3 protein-coding genes are annotated in these 18574 nt (G+C 63.3%); all 3 read left to right on the forward strand.

The features are described 5' to 3' along the window. Window positions 1-74 precede the first annotated feature (74 nt). Window positions 75-16784 (forward strand): non-ribosomal peptide synthetase, encoded by a 16710-nt coding sequence (locus tag A0W34_RS04700; RefSeq protein WP_081557390.1) that lies wholly within the window; start codon window positions 75-77, stop codon window positions 16782-16784. 150 nt (window positions 16785-16934) lie between these two features. Next, a complete protein-coding gene (locus tag A0W34_RS04705) occupies window positions 16935-18281 on the forward strand; it encodes a lysine N(6)-hydroxylase/L-ornithine N(5)-oxygenase family protein (RefSeq protein ID WP_007734359.1) in 1347 nt (448 codons plus the stop codon). Next, window positions 18278-18526, forward strand: a complete 249-nt coding sequence (locus tag A0W34_RS04710; protein ID WP_003945538.1) for an MbtH family protein — start codon at window positions 18278-18280, stop codon at window positions 18524-18526. Before A0W34_RS04705 ends, A0W34_RS04710 begins: the two co-directional genes overlap by 4 nt. The last annotated feature ends 48 nt before the right edge of the window (window positions 18527-18574 follow it).

Below are 18574 nucleotides of genomic sequence, written 5' to 3' on the forward strand. Positions count from 1 at the left end.
GCGCACCTTCACGTTCCTGGGTAGCCTACCCTAAACTTGCGAGGGTGTTCGTCGTTCGATGAGCATGAACGACGATGATCGGATTCTTGATGTCTGACCACTCTCAGGTAGCTCACCCGGCGGTATCGGGCGGTGCCGATCTGGACGCAGCGCTCCCGGCGACGGCCGCTCAGCGTGAGGTGTGGGTTGCTCAGAACGTCGATCCGAGCAGTCCGGTCTACAACATCGGACTTGTCGTCGAGGTCGACGGCACGATCGACATCGAGCGCGCGGCAGCGGCGATCGAGGCCAGCGTCGGACGCGTCGAAGCGCTGTTCGTGCACTTCGAGGTCGATGCCGACAACCAGCTGATCCAGGTGCCGATTCCGGATGCGCGCTGGGACGTGGAAATTCTCGACCTTCGGGCCGAGGCGGATCCCGATTCGACTGCGCAGTCGTGGATGGACACCGACATGGCTCGGGTCTTCGGTCCGGACGATCTGCTGTTCCGCCAGGTGCTTCTGCTGACCGCTGACGACCGAGTCATCTGGTATCAGCGCTATCACCACAGCGTGATCGACGGGTACGGCATCTCGCTCATCGTCGCCGACGTCGCCGAGCGATACGACGATCCGAATCTCGGGACTGCCGCGCCGCAGTGGTCACTCGACGCCGTGGTTGCAGCCGATCTGGATTACCGGAACTCTCCGCGATTCCAGACCGACCGTCAGTACTGGGTCGAACGCGTTGAATCGGGACCGGAAGCGACGCGGATTCTGCATGGGCAGGTGGATGATTCGCTGCCGCCGATCTCAGCGATACTCACGCTCGACGCTGATCGCGCGGCACAGCTCTACCGCTATGCGGCCGACGCCGGGATTCGACGAACTCGCCTGCCCATGGCCGCGCTGATCGCGTACATCGCACGAACCACCGGAAAGCACGACGTTGTCGTCTCGGTACCGATGGCCGCTCGGGTGGGGCGCGACATGCGTCGCACTCCTTCGATGGCGTCGACGATTTTGCCGCTGAGTATTCGGGTAGAACGCTCGGAAACCATCGGCCAGTTGGCAACTCGTCTCGACACCGCCCTGGTCTCGATTCTCAAGCACGGGCGGTACCGAGGTGAGGATCTCGCTCGCGACATTCGGGCGATCGATCCCGACCGTCAGGTCTTCGGCCCCGGCATCAACTCGATGATGTTCGAACACACACTCACCTTCGGCGGATGCCCGGTGCGCGTGCGTAATTCGGTAACCGGTCGAGTCAGTGACCTGGATCTGAGTGTGCGCGGTGGTCAGGACGGGGAACCGATCGAGATCGACGTCCGCGCCCCGGCCGGATTCGACAGGGAGTTGGCCGATCACACCGCCAGAATCGAACAGTTCCTCGATCGATTCGTAGCCGAGCCGCAGCTTCCGATCTCGGCACTCGACCCCATGTCGCTCGCGGAGAGAGAACTCGTGCTCCACGGGTGGAACGACACCGCAGAGCCGCAGCCCGTGACGACGGTGCCGGATTTGTTGCGCAGCAGCTTCTCTGCCGATCGGGGCGCCGTCGCCGTGGTCGACGGCGATATCCGGCTGACCTACGGCGAACTCGAAAGTCGGGTATCACAGCTCGCCGCGCACTTGATCTCTCGCGGTGTCGCGACCGAAACCGTTGTGGCGATCGGCCTTCCGAGATCCGCCGAGATGGTGGTGGGGTTGTTGGCCGTCATGTGCGCCGGCGGTGCCTTCGTTCCGCTGGATCCGTCATGGCCCGCAGAGCGCCGCGAATCGGTACTCGCCGACGCGGGCGCCACACTGGTGCTCACCTCGGACGGTGTAGACGACTCCGTTCCGGTCGATCTCTCCGCGTGGGCGTACGAGGACGGGCCCTCGGACCTGTCCGAGACAATGACCTCCGACATTCGTATTCACGGTGCCCAACTCGCATACGTCATCTTCACGTCCGGTTCGACCGGACGTCCGAAGGGCGCCATGATCCGCCACGAGGCAATCTGCGCAAGGTTGCTGTGGCAACGGGAGCGGATTCTCGGGTTCGGGTCCGGCGATGCCTCCTTGTTCAAAGCCCCACTCTCGTTCGATATCTCGATCAACGAGATCCTGCTCCCGCTCGTCTCCGGCGGTCGATTGGTGATCGCGAAGCCCGAGGGGGAACGCGACCCGCAATACCTGCTCGACCTGATCGCCGGAGAATCGGTCACCTTCGTCTACCTGGTCTCGTCCATGCTCGACATACTGCTGGACCTGGCGAACGAGACCGATCAGCTCGATTCGTTGAAGCACGTGTGGTGCGGCGGTGAGGTTCTCACGCCTGAACTCTTCGACCGGTTCCGTGCCCAACTGTCCACGACGCTGTATCACGGCTACGGCCCGGCCGAAGCGACCATCGGTGTCTCCCATGTGATCTACCGAGAGGACGCGGAACGAATCGCGACCTCCATCGGGCGGCCGAACCCCAACACTCGTCTGTACGTGTTGGACGGCGACTTGCAGCCGGTTCCGATCGGCACCGGCGGCGAACTCTACGCCGCGGGCTTCCTGCTGGGACGCGGATACGTGGGTGCTTCGGCACTGACCGCATCTCGCTTTGTCGCGGATCCCTTCGTCTCAGGTGATCTGGCCGGATCCCGCATGTATCGCACCGGTGACTTGGCCAGATGGACCGCCGACGGCACCCTCGACTTCCTCGGACGCACGGACAATCAGGTGAAGATCCGCGGCATGCGCCTGGAACTCGAGGATGTCGAAGCCGCCGTGATTTCGCACCCCGCAGTGCGTCACGTGGCAGTTCTGGTGCGCCAAGCACCAACCGGTGCAAAGTATCTCGCCGCCTACGTGAGCGCAGCGTCGGGGACGAACCTCGCGATCGACTCACGTGAGCTTCGCGAGTGGGCTGCGAGCAAGCTGCCCGACTACATGGTCCCGACCACCGTCACCGTCCTCGACAAGTTTCCGCTCACGGCAAACGGCAAACTCGACCGTCGCGCGCTACCCGAGCCCGATCTCGCCGAACTGAGTGCACATGTCGCTGCGAGAAACGAAGTCGAACAACAGTTCTGCACGTTGATCGCGTCGGCAGTCGGCCTCGATTCGGTCGGCGTTACCGACGACTTCTTTGCACTGGGCGGCGACAGCATCGTCGCGATCGCACTCGTGACCGCGGCTCGTGCTGCCGGTTTGTCGATCAGTCCTCGCGAGGTGTTCCAACTGCGCACCGCCGAGGCTATGGCGCGTGCCCAGTCCTCCCGAGTGGCTGAGATCGTCGACCACGCGGACCAACCGATCGGCCACGTAGCCACGACGCCGATTGCCGCCAGGGTTCTCGGAGTGTCGGACGCAGTACGAACCTTCCACCAGCGTGCGCTGATTCAGACCCCGTCAGCCTTGACGTCCGAGCATGTCCAGGCGGCGCTCGACGCCCTGGTGGCGCGCCACGATGCACTTCGTGCGACGTTGACGCCCGAAGGAAGACTGCTCGTCCCGGAGACAAACGAAGTGGCTGTGGTCTTCGAGACCCGTGCACTACCGGCACCGCTCGAAGAATGCGGACCGTTGATCGTCGCCGAGACCGAGCGAGCTGTCGGCCGTCTGAATCCGGCCGACGGCACGATGGTCAGCGCTGTTCTGTTCCGCCCTGTGACCGGTCCCGGACGGCTGTTGCTTGTCATCCACCACGCGGTGGTCGACGGCGTCTCGTGGCGCATCATCCTCGAGGACCTCGCGCGCGCCGGCATCGCAGCGATGAATGGCGACGAACCCGCACTCGCTCCGGTCGGCACGTCGGTGCGAAGGTACGCCGAACTCGTCTCGGATGCGGTCGGAGCCGGGCGACTGGACTCGGAAATCGAGTTCTGGGACTCGGTGACGTCCGCACAACGGGCATCTCTCGGCCGTCGGGCACTCGACCCGGCAGTTGACCTCGCGCGCACCGCTGCAGCGCGGTCGATCACCCTACCTCCAGAACTTGCAGATCAGCTGTTGGGCAGTGTCCCACGGGCGTTCGGAGCCGATGTGAGCGAAGTGCTGGTCACCGCACTTGCCGTGGCGCTGACCCGTTGGAGCGGTGCCGGATCGGTGACGATCGACCTGGAGGGGCACGGACGCGACGAGGACATCGTTCGCGGTGACGGCGCTGCGCACGTCGACCTGACTCGTACCGTCGGATGGTTCACCACAGTGTTCCCGGTGGCGCTCGAGATCGGTACAGCCGCTCCGGATCTCGACGCGAGCGGCGAGTTGGCGGGGGTTCTCAAGAGCGTCAAGGAGCAACTTCGACGGGTCCCGAACGCCGGCTTCGGGTACGGAGCATTGCGATACCTCGGCGGCTCGGATCAGTTGCGTAGTTTCGCAGCGCCGGAGGTGGTGCTCAACTATCTGGGACGCACTGCCGCAGCGGAGGGGGACTGGTTCCCGGTGTCGATGGACGGTGCTGCCGATCCGTCCATGCCGCTGGGACACGCGTTGTCTGTCGACGTCGTAGCCGAGGACGCCGCCGGTGGACCACGCCTGCGAGCCACCCTGACCTGGGCGTCGAACATCTTCCTGCGTAGCGACATCGACAGGTTTGCGCGGTTGTGGCTGGACTCGCTCGAGGCCGTGTCCGGGCTCGCAGCCTTCGGCGGAGCCACACCCTCGGACTACCCTCTGGTGGCGCTCGCTCAGGCAGACGTGGACGGGTTACCGAAGGCTGAAGAGATTCTCCCACTCACTCCGCTGCAGGAAGGGATCTACTTCCATTCGGCGTTTGCCGATCCGGGGGCCGATCAGTATGTCGTGCAACAGGTTGTGGAACTGACCGGAGCCGTGGACAGTGCGGCGCTGCACCGCGCGCTGCAATCCGTCGTCGATCGGCATGAGGCGCTGCGCACCGGATTCTCGGTCCTGGGTGACGGCCGGGTCGTGCAGGTGGTGCACCCGAGCGCTGTCGTGGAGATGGCGGTAGTCGAGGTGGCCGGCGCCGATGTCGATGAACTGCTTTCCGCCGACCGCGCGCGCGGGTTCGACCTGGCGCAACCGCCGCTCGTCCGTTACACGCTTGTCCGTGCCTCTTCGGAGAAGTACCTTCTGCTGCAGTCGATTCACCATGCGGTCGCAGACGGATGGTCGGTTCCGGTGATGCTGCGGGAGCTGATGGCGTCGTACAGCGTTGGCGACTCCGGCGTGGTGCTCCCGACTCCGGCGCCGTACCGCAGCTATCTCGAATGGTTGGCCCGCCACGATCACGAGGCCTCGGCAGCGGTGTGGAGAGAAGCGCTGAACTCTCCCGGGCCCGCGGTCGAACTTCCCGCGCCGAGCGCGGGCAGCAGCGGCGTCTGTGCCACCCGAGTCGAGCTGTCCGACAGTAATACTCGCGCACTGGCGATCAACGGACGCTCCCATGGCCTGACGCTGAGTACGCTCGTGCACGGCGCCTGGGGGCTGGTGCTCGGCCGAATGACCGGCCGAACAGACGTGCTGTTCGGATCGACCGTATCGGGACGCGGTGGAGACCTGCCCGGGATCGAGTCCATGGTGGGCTTGTTCATCAACACCGTGCCGGCTCGGTTGCGGTTCGATCCGGCAGAGACAGCCGCGCAAGCGCTTTCCCGTTGGCAGAGGGAACAATCGGAACTACTCGACCATCAGTACCTGGGGTTACCCGAACTGCGACGGACCGGCGGACTGGAGCAGGACTTCGAATCACTCGTCGTGTTCGAGAACTATCCACTCGGTGACACGGCAATCGCTGATCCGACGAACTCGGTGCGACTGACGGGAATTCGATTCGACGAGCGACCGGCCTACCCGTTGACCCTGATCGTCGTCCCCGGCGATCGATTGGCGTTGGAGCTCAAGTACGACGCTGCTCAGGTGGACGGCGACGCCGCTGCGTCGCTGGCCGAAACTCTCGCAGTCGTACTCACCGAGCTCTCGCGCGATCTCGATCAGGTCATCGGCCGGATCGCGCTGGCACCCGCACAGCCGGGGAGCGTCGGCACGGCCTTGGATCGGCCGCGCGCAACGCTGACCGAGCTGCTGAAGGATCAAGCCGGGCGTACGCCCGAAGCCACCGCAGTGATCTTCCGTGAAGAGTCGTTGACCTACGCCGAACTTCACTCTCGCGCTGATCGTTTTGCGCATCTGCTGCGCGAACGTGGCGTCGGACGCGAATCGTTGGTAGCGGTTGCCTTGCCTCGCTCTCCTGATCTGATGGTCGCGATACTCGGCATCGGAAAGGCCGGGGGAGCATACGTTCCCCTCGACACCGGCTACCCGGCGGAGCGGCTGACGTACATGCTGGGTGACGCCGATCCTGTGTGCGTCGTGGTGTCGGAAGATTCTTCACTCGATTCGGGTTCGGTTCCGCGGGTGACGGTATCGGAGTCGGCGCAGTTCCCCGCCGATCCGCTGAGTGTCCCAGGATCGCCCGCGGATGCCGCGTACATGATCTACACTTCGGGTTCGACCGGTCGCCCCAAAGGCGTTGTGGTCAACCACGAGGGTGTGGTCAACCGATTGCTCTGGGCACAGCAGATACGTCCGATGGACGTCTCCGACCGGATGCTGCAGAAGACCCCGTCGAGCTTCGACGTCTCCGTTCCCGAATTCTTCTGGCCGTTCCTGGTGGGGGCAACTCTCGTGATGGCCGAGCCGGACGGGCACAAGGACCCTGGCTATCTGGCCGACGTCATCGTCGAACATTCCGTGACCCGAGTGCATTTTGTTCCGTCGATGCTCGACGTGTTTCTCGCGGAGCCGAAAGCAGCACTGTGCTCTTCGCTCGAGATCGTCAACTGCAGCGGCGAGGCACTGCCCGTTCACGTTGCGCGCAAGGTCTCCGAGATCCTGCCGAATACTCTGGTGGACAACCTCTACGGCCCCACCGAGGCCGCCGTCGACGTCAGTTGGCAGCCGTCGGTGCAGGAAACTCCGGCAGACGCCGTCAGCGTCCCGATCGGCGCACCTGCCGCCAACACCGGCCTGTTGGTTCTCGATCCCTACCTGCAGAACGTCCCGGCCGGTGCCACCGGTGAGCTCTATCTGGCAGGGCCACAACTGGCACGTGGTTACCACGGACGTGGGGGATTGACCTCCGAACGATTCGTGGCGAATCCGTACAGCGACGGCGGCTCGCGGATGTACCGGACCGGTGACATCGTGCGGTGGAATGCCGACGGCGTTCTCGAGTACCTCGGCCGTGCCGACGAGCAGGTGAAGGTTCGTGGATTCCGAATCGAACTCGGCGAAATCGAAGCGCAATTGGCGCTGTGCCCCGGAGTCACGGCAAGTGCCGTGATCGTCCGAACCGACGGTCCGAGCAACCGCGCACAGGTGGTCGCCTACCTGGTCGGAGATGCTGATGATGTTGCGGTTCGAGCTCAGTTGTTGTCAGTGCTACCGGAGTTCATGGTGCCAAGTGCCTTCGTGCGGCTCGAGTCGCTGCCGCTGAGCCCGAGTGGCAAGCTCGACCGAAAAGCACTACCTGCACCGGATTTTGCGGCACAGGTGGGCGACTTGACGGGAGTGGTTTCCTCGGGCGTTGCAGACCTCCTCGCCGGGCATTTCGCGACGGTTCTCGGACTGCCCCGTGTCGGGGTGCGCGACGATTTCTTCACTCTCGGCGGCGACAGTATCCTGGCGATCCGACTGGTCAACCTGGCTCGTCGTGATTCGGTAGTGCTGACCCCGCGTCAGATCTTCGAATTGCGCACTCCCGCTGCGATCGCTGCAGCGGTGGGTGATGTCGCCACCTCGGATGCCACCGTCACGGCCGACATCGGCGTGGGTGAGCTGGTTCCGCTGCCGGTGGTTCACCGCTTGTCCGAATGGACGGGTGGTACCGACCGCTTCAACCAGGCAGTTCTGATCCACTCTCCGGCAACATCTCTCGGTTCGATCACCGGCGCATTGCAGGCCGTGCTCGATCACCACGACGGACTTCGCCAAACCTTGATCCGACATGACCGCGGGATGTGGTCGGCGCGGATCGAGGAACCCGGTAGTGTCCGGGCAGCGAACCTGGTCGAACGCGTTGATGCTCGGGGACTGGATGACTCCGAGTTGCGAAGACTCGTCACTGAGCACTCTGAAACTGCGACCAGTCGATTGGATCCGTCTGCAGGGCGGATGGTCTCGGTGGTCTGGTTCGATTGCGGCGCTGAGAGTCTGGGCCGACTCGCGATAGTCGCGCACCACCTGGTCGTGGACGGGGTTTCCTGGGGAACCCTGCTCGAGGATCTCGCGATGGCCTGGGTGGCAGTCGAAGCCGGAGAGCCCGCCGCACTGGATGCCGTCGGAACTTCGCTGCGTACCTTCTCCCGTACGGTGGCCGAACACGCATACAGTGCTCATCGATTCGCCGAACTCGATCACTGGCTGACCGTGACCGCTCCGGGCGCGCAGTTGATCCCCGACGCCGCGGGCGATGCCGTCGTATCCGGAGGCTCGAGGCGCACGGTCACGGTGGACGGAGCAATCTCCGAGGCAGCACTTGGATCGGTTGCGGCAATGGTGGGTGCCGAGGGAACGGATGTTCTGTTGGCAGCGCTGACGATGTCCGTCGATCGCTGGCGCCGCTCCACCGGCCGCAGTGAGCACGAATTGCTGGTCGATCTCGAACGGCACGGCCGCGAGGAGTTGGTGGCGGGCATCGATCTGTCGCGAACAGTCGGCTGGTTCACCACGATTGCCCCGATGCGACTGCACGGCGGAATCGACCCGGTGGACACGCTACGCGAGGTGAAGGAGAGCCTGCGGGCGGCTCCGGACGGCGGTATCGGCTACGGGATGCTGCGATACGTGAATGCCCGCACGGCATCGACATTGGCGGGGCGCTCCGAATCTCAGATCCTGTTCAACTATCTCGGACGTACGACGACAGTAGGATCGACAGCATGGTCCTTGGCAGCGGAATCCGAAGCCTTGTCCACCGATCCCGACGCAGACATGGGAGGCCCGTACCGACTGATCGTGAATGTCGTCAGCGTGGATTCGGGGCTCCGCGCCGAGTTTGCCTGGGCAAGTGAAGATTTGTCCGAGGAGGACGCGCAGTCACTCTCCGACGGCTGGGTTTCGGCCCTCGGCGATCTGGCGGCTGCGGCCGCGCGTCACGCCGGGCCTCCCATTCTGACCCCGTCCGATGTGACGTTGCTCGACCTGAGTCAGACCGAGATCGACGCGATAGCCGATGCGAGTCCGGCAGGTGTCAGCAGCATCCTCCCACTCTCACCGTTGCAGGAAGGCCTGTACTTCCAAGCCGGCTACGCGGGCAGCAGCGACAGCAGCAGTGGTGGGGACATCTACACGGCACAGTTCTCGATGGACTTCGGGCACACCCTCGATGTCGACAGGTTGGCTGCGGCCGCCCGGACACTTCAACGACGAAATCCCACGTTGCGAGCGGGTTTCGTGAGCGAAGGGCTGAACGAGCCGGTGCAGTTCTTCAGCGCTGGACTCGATGTTCCGGTCGTCGTCCACGATCTCCGTGAACTCGACGACTCGGTTGCTCGTGAGCGTGCCGAGGCCGTCGCCGCCCAAGACCGAGTGACGCCATTCGACCTGACCGCGCCGCCGCTGTGGCGTATGAGTGTGCTGCATCTGCCCGGCGGCCAGGATCGTCTGGTGATCAACAGGCAGTTCCTGCTGTGGGACGGCTGGTCCAACGGCCTTGTCGTCAGTCAGCTTCTGGCGCTTTACGATACCGGCGGCGACGACAGCGCATTCGGCGAACCCGAGGGGTCGTTCGAGACATACCTCGCCTGGTTGGCCGATCGCGACGGTGCAGGCGCCGACGAGGGGTGGCGCGGAGCGCTCGCAGGACTCGAGGAGCCGACGCTTGTTGCCGAGCCGATGCCCGGCGTCGAAGTTCAGCTTCCGGATCGCCGCGATGCGGTTCTGTCGGAAACGCTTTCGCGTGCGTTGCGTGAGCGCGCTGCCGCGTCCGGCGTCACGTTCAACACGGTACTGAATGCAGCGCTGGCCCTCGTGCTGGCGTCGGCCACCGGTCGACAGGACGTCGTCTTCGGCTCCACGGTTGCCGGACGGCCACCGGAGGTACCGGGAATCGACACCGTGGTGGGAATGTTCCTCAACACCGTTCCCGTTCGGCTGCAACTGGATCCGAACGAGAGCGTCGAGGAACTTCTTCGTCGGACACAGGCGGATCGGCTTTCGCTGATGCCTTTCGACTACCTCGGTTTGGCATCGATCCAGCGTGTTTCCGAGCATCGTCAACTCTTCGACGTGCTGATGGTCCTGCAGAACTTCGTGGACGAGAGGCAAGTCCACGCGCTCAACGCCGCTCACGACGTGAGTGGAAGCGACAGTATCGATCACACGCACTATCCGCTGACCGTCGTGGTCACACCGGGTGCCACCGTCAACGTCAAGTTCGAGTTCCATCCGCATCTGGTGACCGCGCGCCGGGCCGAGGACCTACTGCGTCACTTCGTCGACCTGCTGCAGAGTTGGTCGCAGGACATGGCGGGATCGGTTGTTGCGTCTCCGGTTCCCGCAGTAGCGCAGCAGACGCAGATCCGGGAGTTGCCGGAGCGTACCATTGCCGACCTGTTCGAAGAAGTCGCGTCGGCGCAACCGAACGACACGGCACTCGTGTTCGGGAAGCGCCGGATGACCTACGCCGATCTCGACGGCGAGATCAACCGGATGGCGCGGTTGCTGATCAATTGCGGCGCCGGCCCGGAAAAGATTGTCGCTCTTGGCCTACCACGTTCGGTGGACATGGTCGTCGCGCTCTTCGCGGTATTGCGCACGGGTGCTGCCTACCTACCCCTCGAACTCGACCATCCGGCCGAACGGTTGGCCGTGATGATCGACGACGCGGATCCTGTCGTGTTGCTGACAACCGTTTCGGCCTCACCGAGGTTCGAAGGTGCCGACGTCCGCACTATCGTGATCGACGAACCTGATACAGCAGCAAGGAGACTGACGATCTCGGCGCGGGCACTCTCCGCGTCGGAACTCGGAGCATTCGCCCCGGGGGCACCGCATCGACTCGACCACCCCGCGTACGTCATCTACACCTCCGGTTCGACCGGCAAGCCCAAGGGCGTGGTCACCGGTTACCGCGGCTTGACGAACATGCAGTTCAACCACCGCGAGGCGATTTTCGAACCCGTGATCGCCGCGGCGGGCCGGCGCCTGCGGATCGCGCACACCGTGTCCTTCGCCTTCGACATGTCGTGGGAGGAACTTCTGTGGCTCGTGGAAGGCCACGAGGTGCACATTTGCGACGAAGATCTGCGTCGTGATGCCGAGGCACTCGTTGGATACTGCGACGCACTGGACATCGACGTCGTCAACGTGACACCGACCTACGCGACGCACCTGATCGACAGCGGGCTTCTCGACGACGGTGTGGGACACCACCGCCCTCCGTTGGTCCTGCTCGGCGGTGAAGCCGTTCCGGATTCGGTGTGGAACAGGCTGCGCGACACCGAGGGAACCGTGGGCTACAACCTCTACGGTCCGACGGAATACACGATCAACACGCTCGGTGGCGGAACGTCCGACAGTGACACCCCGACCGTCGGCAAACCGATCTGGAACACGGCCGCGCATATTCTCGACGGCTGGCTGCGCCCGGTCCCCGATGGAGTTGCCGGCGAACTGTACATTGCCGGAGCCGGTTTGGCTCGCGGCTACCTCGGACGCTTCGCGCTCACGTCCGAGCGCTTCGTCGCAGATCCGGCTGGGACCGGAGAACGTATGTACCGCACCGGGGATCTCGTGCGGCGACGCGGTGACGGCAACCTGGACTTCCTCGGCCGCACCGACGATCAGGTGAAGATCAGAGGTCACCGCATCGAGCCGAGCGAAATCGTCTCCGTTCTCGAATCCGACGAACATGTGCGGCAAGCGGCAGTGGTGGTCGACGTCGGGGCAGGTGGAGTCAAGAGGCTCGTCGGCTACGTGACACCCGTGCGACTCGGCGCCGGGCACGACTACCGCGCGCAGGCGCGAGTTCTCCTACCCGACTACATGGTTCCGGCCGTGGTGATCGAGGTGGAGACACTACCGATGACCGTCAACGGCAAGCTCGACGTCAAGGCACTGCCCACCGCCGATTCGGTGCTGGGGGAGCGGAGTGGGGAGTCGATCGCACCGCGTAACCACACGGAAGAGGTCCTCTGCGACCTCTTCTCCGACGTACTCGATGTGGACGATGTCGGGGTCGACGACAACTTCTTCGACCTCGGTGGGCACTCGCTTCTGGCCACCAAGCTGATCAGTCGAGCTCGGATCGCCATTCCGAACAGTCTGACCATGCGTGATCTCTTCGAAGCGCCGACGGTGGCGGAACTCGCGGAACGTATTGCGGCCGAGCAGGGATCGACGCGACCGGTACTGGTAGCGAAGCCGCGGCCGGACCACCTTCCTCTTTCTGCCGCTCAACAGCGATTGTGGCTGATCGGACAGATGGAGGAGAACTCCGCGGCCTACAATTTCCCGATCGTGCTCCGTTTGGACGGCGCACTGGACGCGGACGTCTTCGCCGCGGCGCTCGGCGACGTCGTGGAACGACACGAATCCCTGCGTACGGTGTTCCGGTTGGTGGACGGATCGCCGGAGCAGATAATTCTCGAATCGGCGACGATTCCGGTCGAGACAGTTCATCGAGACGAATCCGGTGTCGCCGGTGAAATTGCCGTGGCAGTGGGTCGTCCGTTCGACCTGTCTGACGAGATTCCGATCCGCGCACGTCTGATCCGGGTGGACGGTGCCGAGGTGGACGGTGCCGTAGTGGTCGTGATCGTCCTGCATCACATCACTACGGACGAATGGTCCGATCGGCCATTCCTGCGCGATCTGATGTCGGCCTACTCCTCTCGGATCCAGGGCGAAGATCCAATTTTCGAACCGCTTCCGGTTCAGTACGCGGATTACACTCTGTGGCAACGGGAATTGTTGGGCAGCCCTGACGATCCGTCGAGCATCCTGAGCACGCAGTTGGACTTCTGGGCGAAGAGTTTGGACGGAGCCCCCGAAGAACTGCTGCTTCCCACCGACCGGAGCCGACCGGCCAGACCGAGTTTCTCCGGTGGCGCAGTGGTGACACGGTTGGGTGTGGACACAACTGCCGCACTGCGAGATCTGGCGCGCGAGAGCCGGAGTTCGATGTTCATGGTCCTGCACGCGGCGTCGGCGGCGTTGCTGACTGCGCTCGGAGCGGGTGAGGACCTTCCCCTCGGCGCTCCCGTAGCCGGACGTAGTGAACAAGGGCTCGACGACTTGGTCGGCTTCTTCGTCAATACGATTGTGCTGCGCACGGATACGTCAGGTAACCCGACGTTCTGGGAGTTGGTGGATCGCGTTCGTGAGAGAGACCTCGAGGCCTTCGCCAACGCCGACGTTCCCTTCGAAACTGTGGTGGAACGCCTCAATCCGTCGCGCACCTTGGCACGCAACCCGCTTTTCCAAGTCATGGTCGGCTATCACAGCCGGGAGGAGATGGGAGGGGATCCGTTCGAACTCGAGGAGTACACAGCCAAGTTCGATCTGGTGTTCAACTTCACCGAGTACCTCGGCGACGAAGGCTGCATCGACGTCCGACTCGAATACGGCAGCGACCTCTTCGATCGCGAAACAGCACAGCGGATTTCGAACCGATTGGAATCGGTGATCGCGGCAGTCGTGGAATCGGCCGACATCGAGATCGGCGACATCGACATCTTCTTGCCAGGCGAACTCGAGCAAGTTGTCACCTCGTTCAACGACACCGCCGTCGACGTGCCGGAAGAGACGTTCTACGACGCTTTCGCGCGTGGAGTCGTTGCTACGCCCGAGGCGATTGCGGTGCGCGACGAGGCGGGGCAGGCCACGTACCGCGAACTCTCCGAGCAGTGTGATCGGATCGCCGGCGTGCTGTATCGCCGCGGAGTGTCGGTCGAAGACGTGGTGGGGCTTGCCGTCCCGCGCTCGGTGGAAATGGTCGCGTCGGTCCTCGCCGTGCTCAAGCTGGGGGCCGCGTATCTACCCCTGGATTTGAGTCACCCGAGCGAGCGCATCACATACATGCTCACCGATTCCCGCGCCTCGGTACTTCTGTCCACTGCGGAGGAAAGCTCGCGGATCGAGGATGTGGTCGGCGTCGAGCGAATCCTCCTGGACGATCCGCTGATCCGTGCGGAACTGGACGAGGCAGTGATCGTCGAAACTCCCCGGCCACCAGTTGGCGTCAGCCACGCTGCCTATGTCATCTACACCTCGGGATCGACCGGCAAGCCGAAAGGAGCCGTCCTCTCCCATGACGGTATTCCGAGTCTTGTTGCCACAGCTGAGGTTCGGATGCGACTGGTACCGGGTTCGGTGGTGATGCAGTTCGCTTCGGTCGGCTTCGACGTCGCGGTATTCGAGCTGGCGATGGCACTGTGCACGAGCAGCACCCTGGTGATCGTGCCGCAGAATGCACGAGTTGCCGGTCCGGCGCTGACCGATTTCATGACGAGCAATCGTGTCACCCACGCGATCATCCCTCCCTCGTTGCTGGCCGCTCTGCCGGCAGGATGTGAAGTGCCGCAGGGCTGCACCGTGTTGGTCGGAACCGAGACGGTGCCACCGGAGCTGATCGGGCGATGGGCGGAGCGGCTGAATTTGCTTGCCGCGTACGGACTCACCGAAGCCACGGTGAACAACACACTGTGGCAGGCGGAACCCGGTTGGAACGGTCCCGTGCCCATCGGAATCCCTGACCCCAACGAACAGGCGTACGTGCTCGACGATCAACTCCGTCCGGTTCCGCCGGGAGTATCCGGCGAGCTGTACATCGCGGGACGCGGCCTGGCGAGAGGCTATCTGGGCCGATTCGATCTGACGGCGCAGAGATTCATCGCCGATCCCTTCACCGCGGGCGATCGCATGTATCGCACCGGGGACCGCGCGCGGTGGCGCACTGACGGGAACATCGACTTCCTCGGCCGCGTCGACGATCAGGTCAAGATCCGCGGTTTCCGAATCGAGTTGGGCGAAATCATCGGAGCTCTCAGTGCCCATCCTTCGGTGAAGCAGGCAACGGTCGTCGCGGATCGGCAGGGCGAAATCACGCGCCTGGTCGGTTACGTGTCACCGGAACCCGGTGTCGTCGTCGACACGACGGCAGTGCGGAACCTCGCGGCACTGTCGTTGCCCGACTACATGGTTCCGACCATGGTTGTCGCCCTTGACGGTCCGCTGCCGTTGACGCCCAACGGAAAGCTCGACCGCAAGTCGTTGCCCACTCCGGACTGGTCGGAGCTGGCGGGTGATGTTGCTCCTCGCACGGCAGTGGAGTCCACGGTTGCGGCTGCGTTCGCGGAAATCCTGCAACTCCCGAGTGTCGGAGTCCACGACAGTTTCTTCGAACTCGGCGGCCATTCGATGGCTTCGATGAAACTGGTCGGTCGCATTCGTGAAGCGTTCGGCGTGGACGTCAGTATTCGAGACGTATTCGACGCGCCGAGTGTTGCGGAGTTGGCGGCCGTCGTCGCGCGTTCGGAAGGTGGGCGTCCGATCCTGGCGCCGGCGGTGAAACGTCCCGAGACGATGGGTCTGTCTACGCCGCAACGTCGTCAATGGGAGTTGTTCCGCGCGTCCGGCGCGCAACCGCAAGCAAGCCACGCTCTGGCGCTGACCCTGAAATCGAAGATCGATCCGGAGGTTCTCGGGCACGCCTTGGACGATGTCACTTCGCGGCACGAACCCCTGCGGACCACCTTCGTCGAGGTCGACGGCATCGTCGTGGCAAGAGAATCGGTGCGTCCGACTGTCGATGTGGTCGATGTCGGCGCCGGCGATGTGGGTCGAGTGGTGTTCGAACTGGCTCAACTTCCGATGGATCTGCGTGAGCAATCACCGTTGCGGGTTCATCTGGTGCTCGGTGAAGACGGCTCTAGGACACTGCTTCTCGTCATGCACTACATCGCCGTCGACGAGTGGTCAGTAGTGCCGCTGTTGGGAGATCTGGTCTCTGCTTATGCAGCCCGGTCGCAGGGAGATCAACCGGTTTGGGACGAGCTTGCATTGACGTACGCCGATTACACCGTGTGGTCGGACGAGCTGTTGGGAGACCCCCGAGACGTCGACAGCCGTGCGTCGAAGCAACTTGCATATTGGCGGGATGCGCTCGACGGAATACCGACCAGTGTGAATCTTCCGTTGCCGGAAGGTGACTCGGAGCCTCGAGGTGACGTGATCGCCGTCGACATCGACGCGGGTCTGCACGCCGGAATCGACGCCCTGGCTGCGCGCACCGGCACGAGTATGTTCATGGTCCTGCAGGCCGCACTGGCCAGCGTTCTCACGAAGGCCGGCGCGGGTACTGATCTTCCCATCGGTTCATTGGTTGCGGGCAGGTCGGATCCCCGTCTCGAACCGATGATCGGATCGTTCTTCAATGTTGTACTCCTGCGCACGGATACGTCCGGTAGTCCGACGTTTGCAGACTTGCTGGCTCGCATCCGGGAAAACAATCTGGAAGCGCTGAGCAATCAGGACGTCTCATATGTGTATGTCGAGCAGGCGCTGGGTAATCCGGCGTCCATGAGGCCTCAGGTGATGGTGATCCATCATCAACAGGCCGATTTGGACGGGCTCGGCGACTTCGGTTCTCTCGTACCGATTCCGGTGGGAGTGCCCGATGCGGATGTGACGTTGAGTTTTTACGAGCCGGTGGGCGATGGGCCTGTCTTTGCAACTCTCGGGTTCCGTGCCGACCGCGTCGATGCGGGTGCAGTCCGCGTATGGGCAGGTCAATTGGTCGACGTGATCGAGGCTGCAGTCGCCGCCGAAGGGGATGACGCGAGCGAGGGGGCAAAACTATGACATACGTCGCATCGCTCCGTGGGGTCGACCGCTATACGGGGGCTCACAGTGTTGATACCCTCACCTCATTAAGGGTAGCCTTTGCTACTTACTTCGGGACATCGATTGGCGGCCGTACCAGGTCGTTCCGTCGGGGATGGACTACCTGTAATGAGTGAATCACCAAGAGACTCCAGCGCCGAACCTGCCATTGTCGACATCGTCGGCGTCGGGTTCGGTCCGGCCAACCTCGCGTTGGCCATTGCTGTCGAAGAACACAATGCAAATTGTGCGGCCGTTGATCGGGTGAACGCGCGGTTCTTCGAAAAGCAGTCTCAGTTCGCGTGGCATCCCGGGATGCTGCTCGACGGTGCCACCATGCAGATCGCGTTTCCGAAGGACCTGGTGACGTTCCGGAATCCACAGAGCGGATACAGCTTCTTCTCGTATCTGTTCGAGCAGGGTCGACTGGTCGACTTCGTCAACCACCAGACCTTCTTCCCCACGCGCCACGAATTCAACGACTACCTGTGCTGGGCAGCTCGACGAGTCGACGCGGACGTGCAGTTCGGTACAACCGTCGACGGGGTCGAGGGCATCAAGAACTCCGACGGCGTTGTCGATCGCTTTGCGGTTCGCACCGCCGACGGTGAAACGGTGATCGCGCGCAACATCGTTGTCGGAGCCGGACTGAAAGAGCGGATCCCGGAGTGGGCGACGCCTTCGTCGCGGTGCTTCCACAATCACCAGTTCCTCTTCCATCTCGAAGCAATGCCGGAGCCCGTACACAACCGGTTCGTCGTTCTCGGCGCCGGCCAGAGTGCCGCGGAGATCGTGGACTACCTGCACGCGAACTACCCGAACGCCGAAGTTCACAGTGTTTTTGCCCGCTACGGCTACAGCCCGGCAGACGACAGCCCGTACGCGAACCGCATCTTCGATCCCGAAGCCGTCGATCAGCTGCACGGTGCAGACGCCGCGGAACGACGCCGACTTCTCGATCTGCACCGCAGTACCAATTACTCGGTCGTCGACATCGAACTGATCAACAAGCTGTATGCCACCGAATATCAGGAGATGGTTCGTGGGCCGCGGCGACTGTTCATGCGTCGGGCCTCGGAGATCACGAGTGCCGTGGAGACCGAATCCGGCATCGAACTGGCTGTCCGTAGCAATCTCGACGGCTTGACCGACACGCTGGCGTGCGACGCACTCATTCTGGCCACGGGTTTCACCCCGGCACCTCTGGACGATTTGTTGGGTGAACTCGTGCCGGATTCGTCCGTTCCGCGTAACGTCAGTCGGGATTATCGACTGGCTGTAACGGAGGACGTGACAGGCGGTATCTATCTGCAGGGTGGGACAGAACAGACTCACGGATTGACGTCGTCGCTGCTGTCGAACGTGGCAGTGCGGGCGGGGGAGATTCTGGCGTCGGTGCTGAGCCACCAGAACCGAACTGGTGCGCTTGCTAGTCTGGGCGCACAAGACACGTACGTAACGAGTGAGGCGAGATGAGCACTAACCCTTTCGATGACGAAGACGGCCGCTTCTACGTGCTGGTGAACGACGAGGACCAGCACTCGCTGTGGCCCACGTTTTCCGAGGTCCCCGCCGGCTGGCGAGTGGTGTTCGGTGAAGACAGCCGCAAGGCGTGCCTCGAATACGTCGAGGCCAACTGGACCGACATGCGTCCGAAGAGCCTGCGTGAGGCCATGGAAGCCGATCAGGCTGCCGGTGGAAAGCACGCAGTCGAGAGCTGATTCTCTCACCGCTCGGAACCCCCGACTGAACAGAAAAGAGCTGGGCAC

The organism is Rhodococcus sp. BH4 (assembly GCF_002079265.1).
Taxonomy (GTDB): domain Bacteria; phylum Actinomycetota; class Actinomycetes; order Mycobacteriales; family Mycobacteriaceae; genus Rhodococcus_F; species Rhodococcus_F qingshengii.

Bases quoted from the DNA above. Each gene is read 5' to 3' on its own strand.
- A0W34_RS04705 (WP_007734359.1), top strand. From the start codon at position 16,935: ATGAGTGAATCACCAAGAGACTCCAGCGCCGAACCTGCCATTGTCGAC.
- A0W34_RS04700 (WP_081557390.1), top strand. From the start codon at position 75: ATGATCGGATTCTTGATGTCTGACCACTCTCAGGTAGCTCACCCGGCG.
- A0W34_RS04710 (WP_003945538.1), top strand. From the start codon at position 18,278: ATGAGCACTAACCCTTTCGATGACGAAGACGGCCGCTTCTACGTGCTG.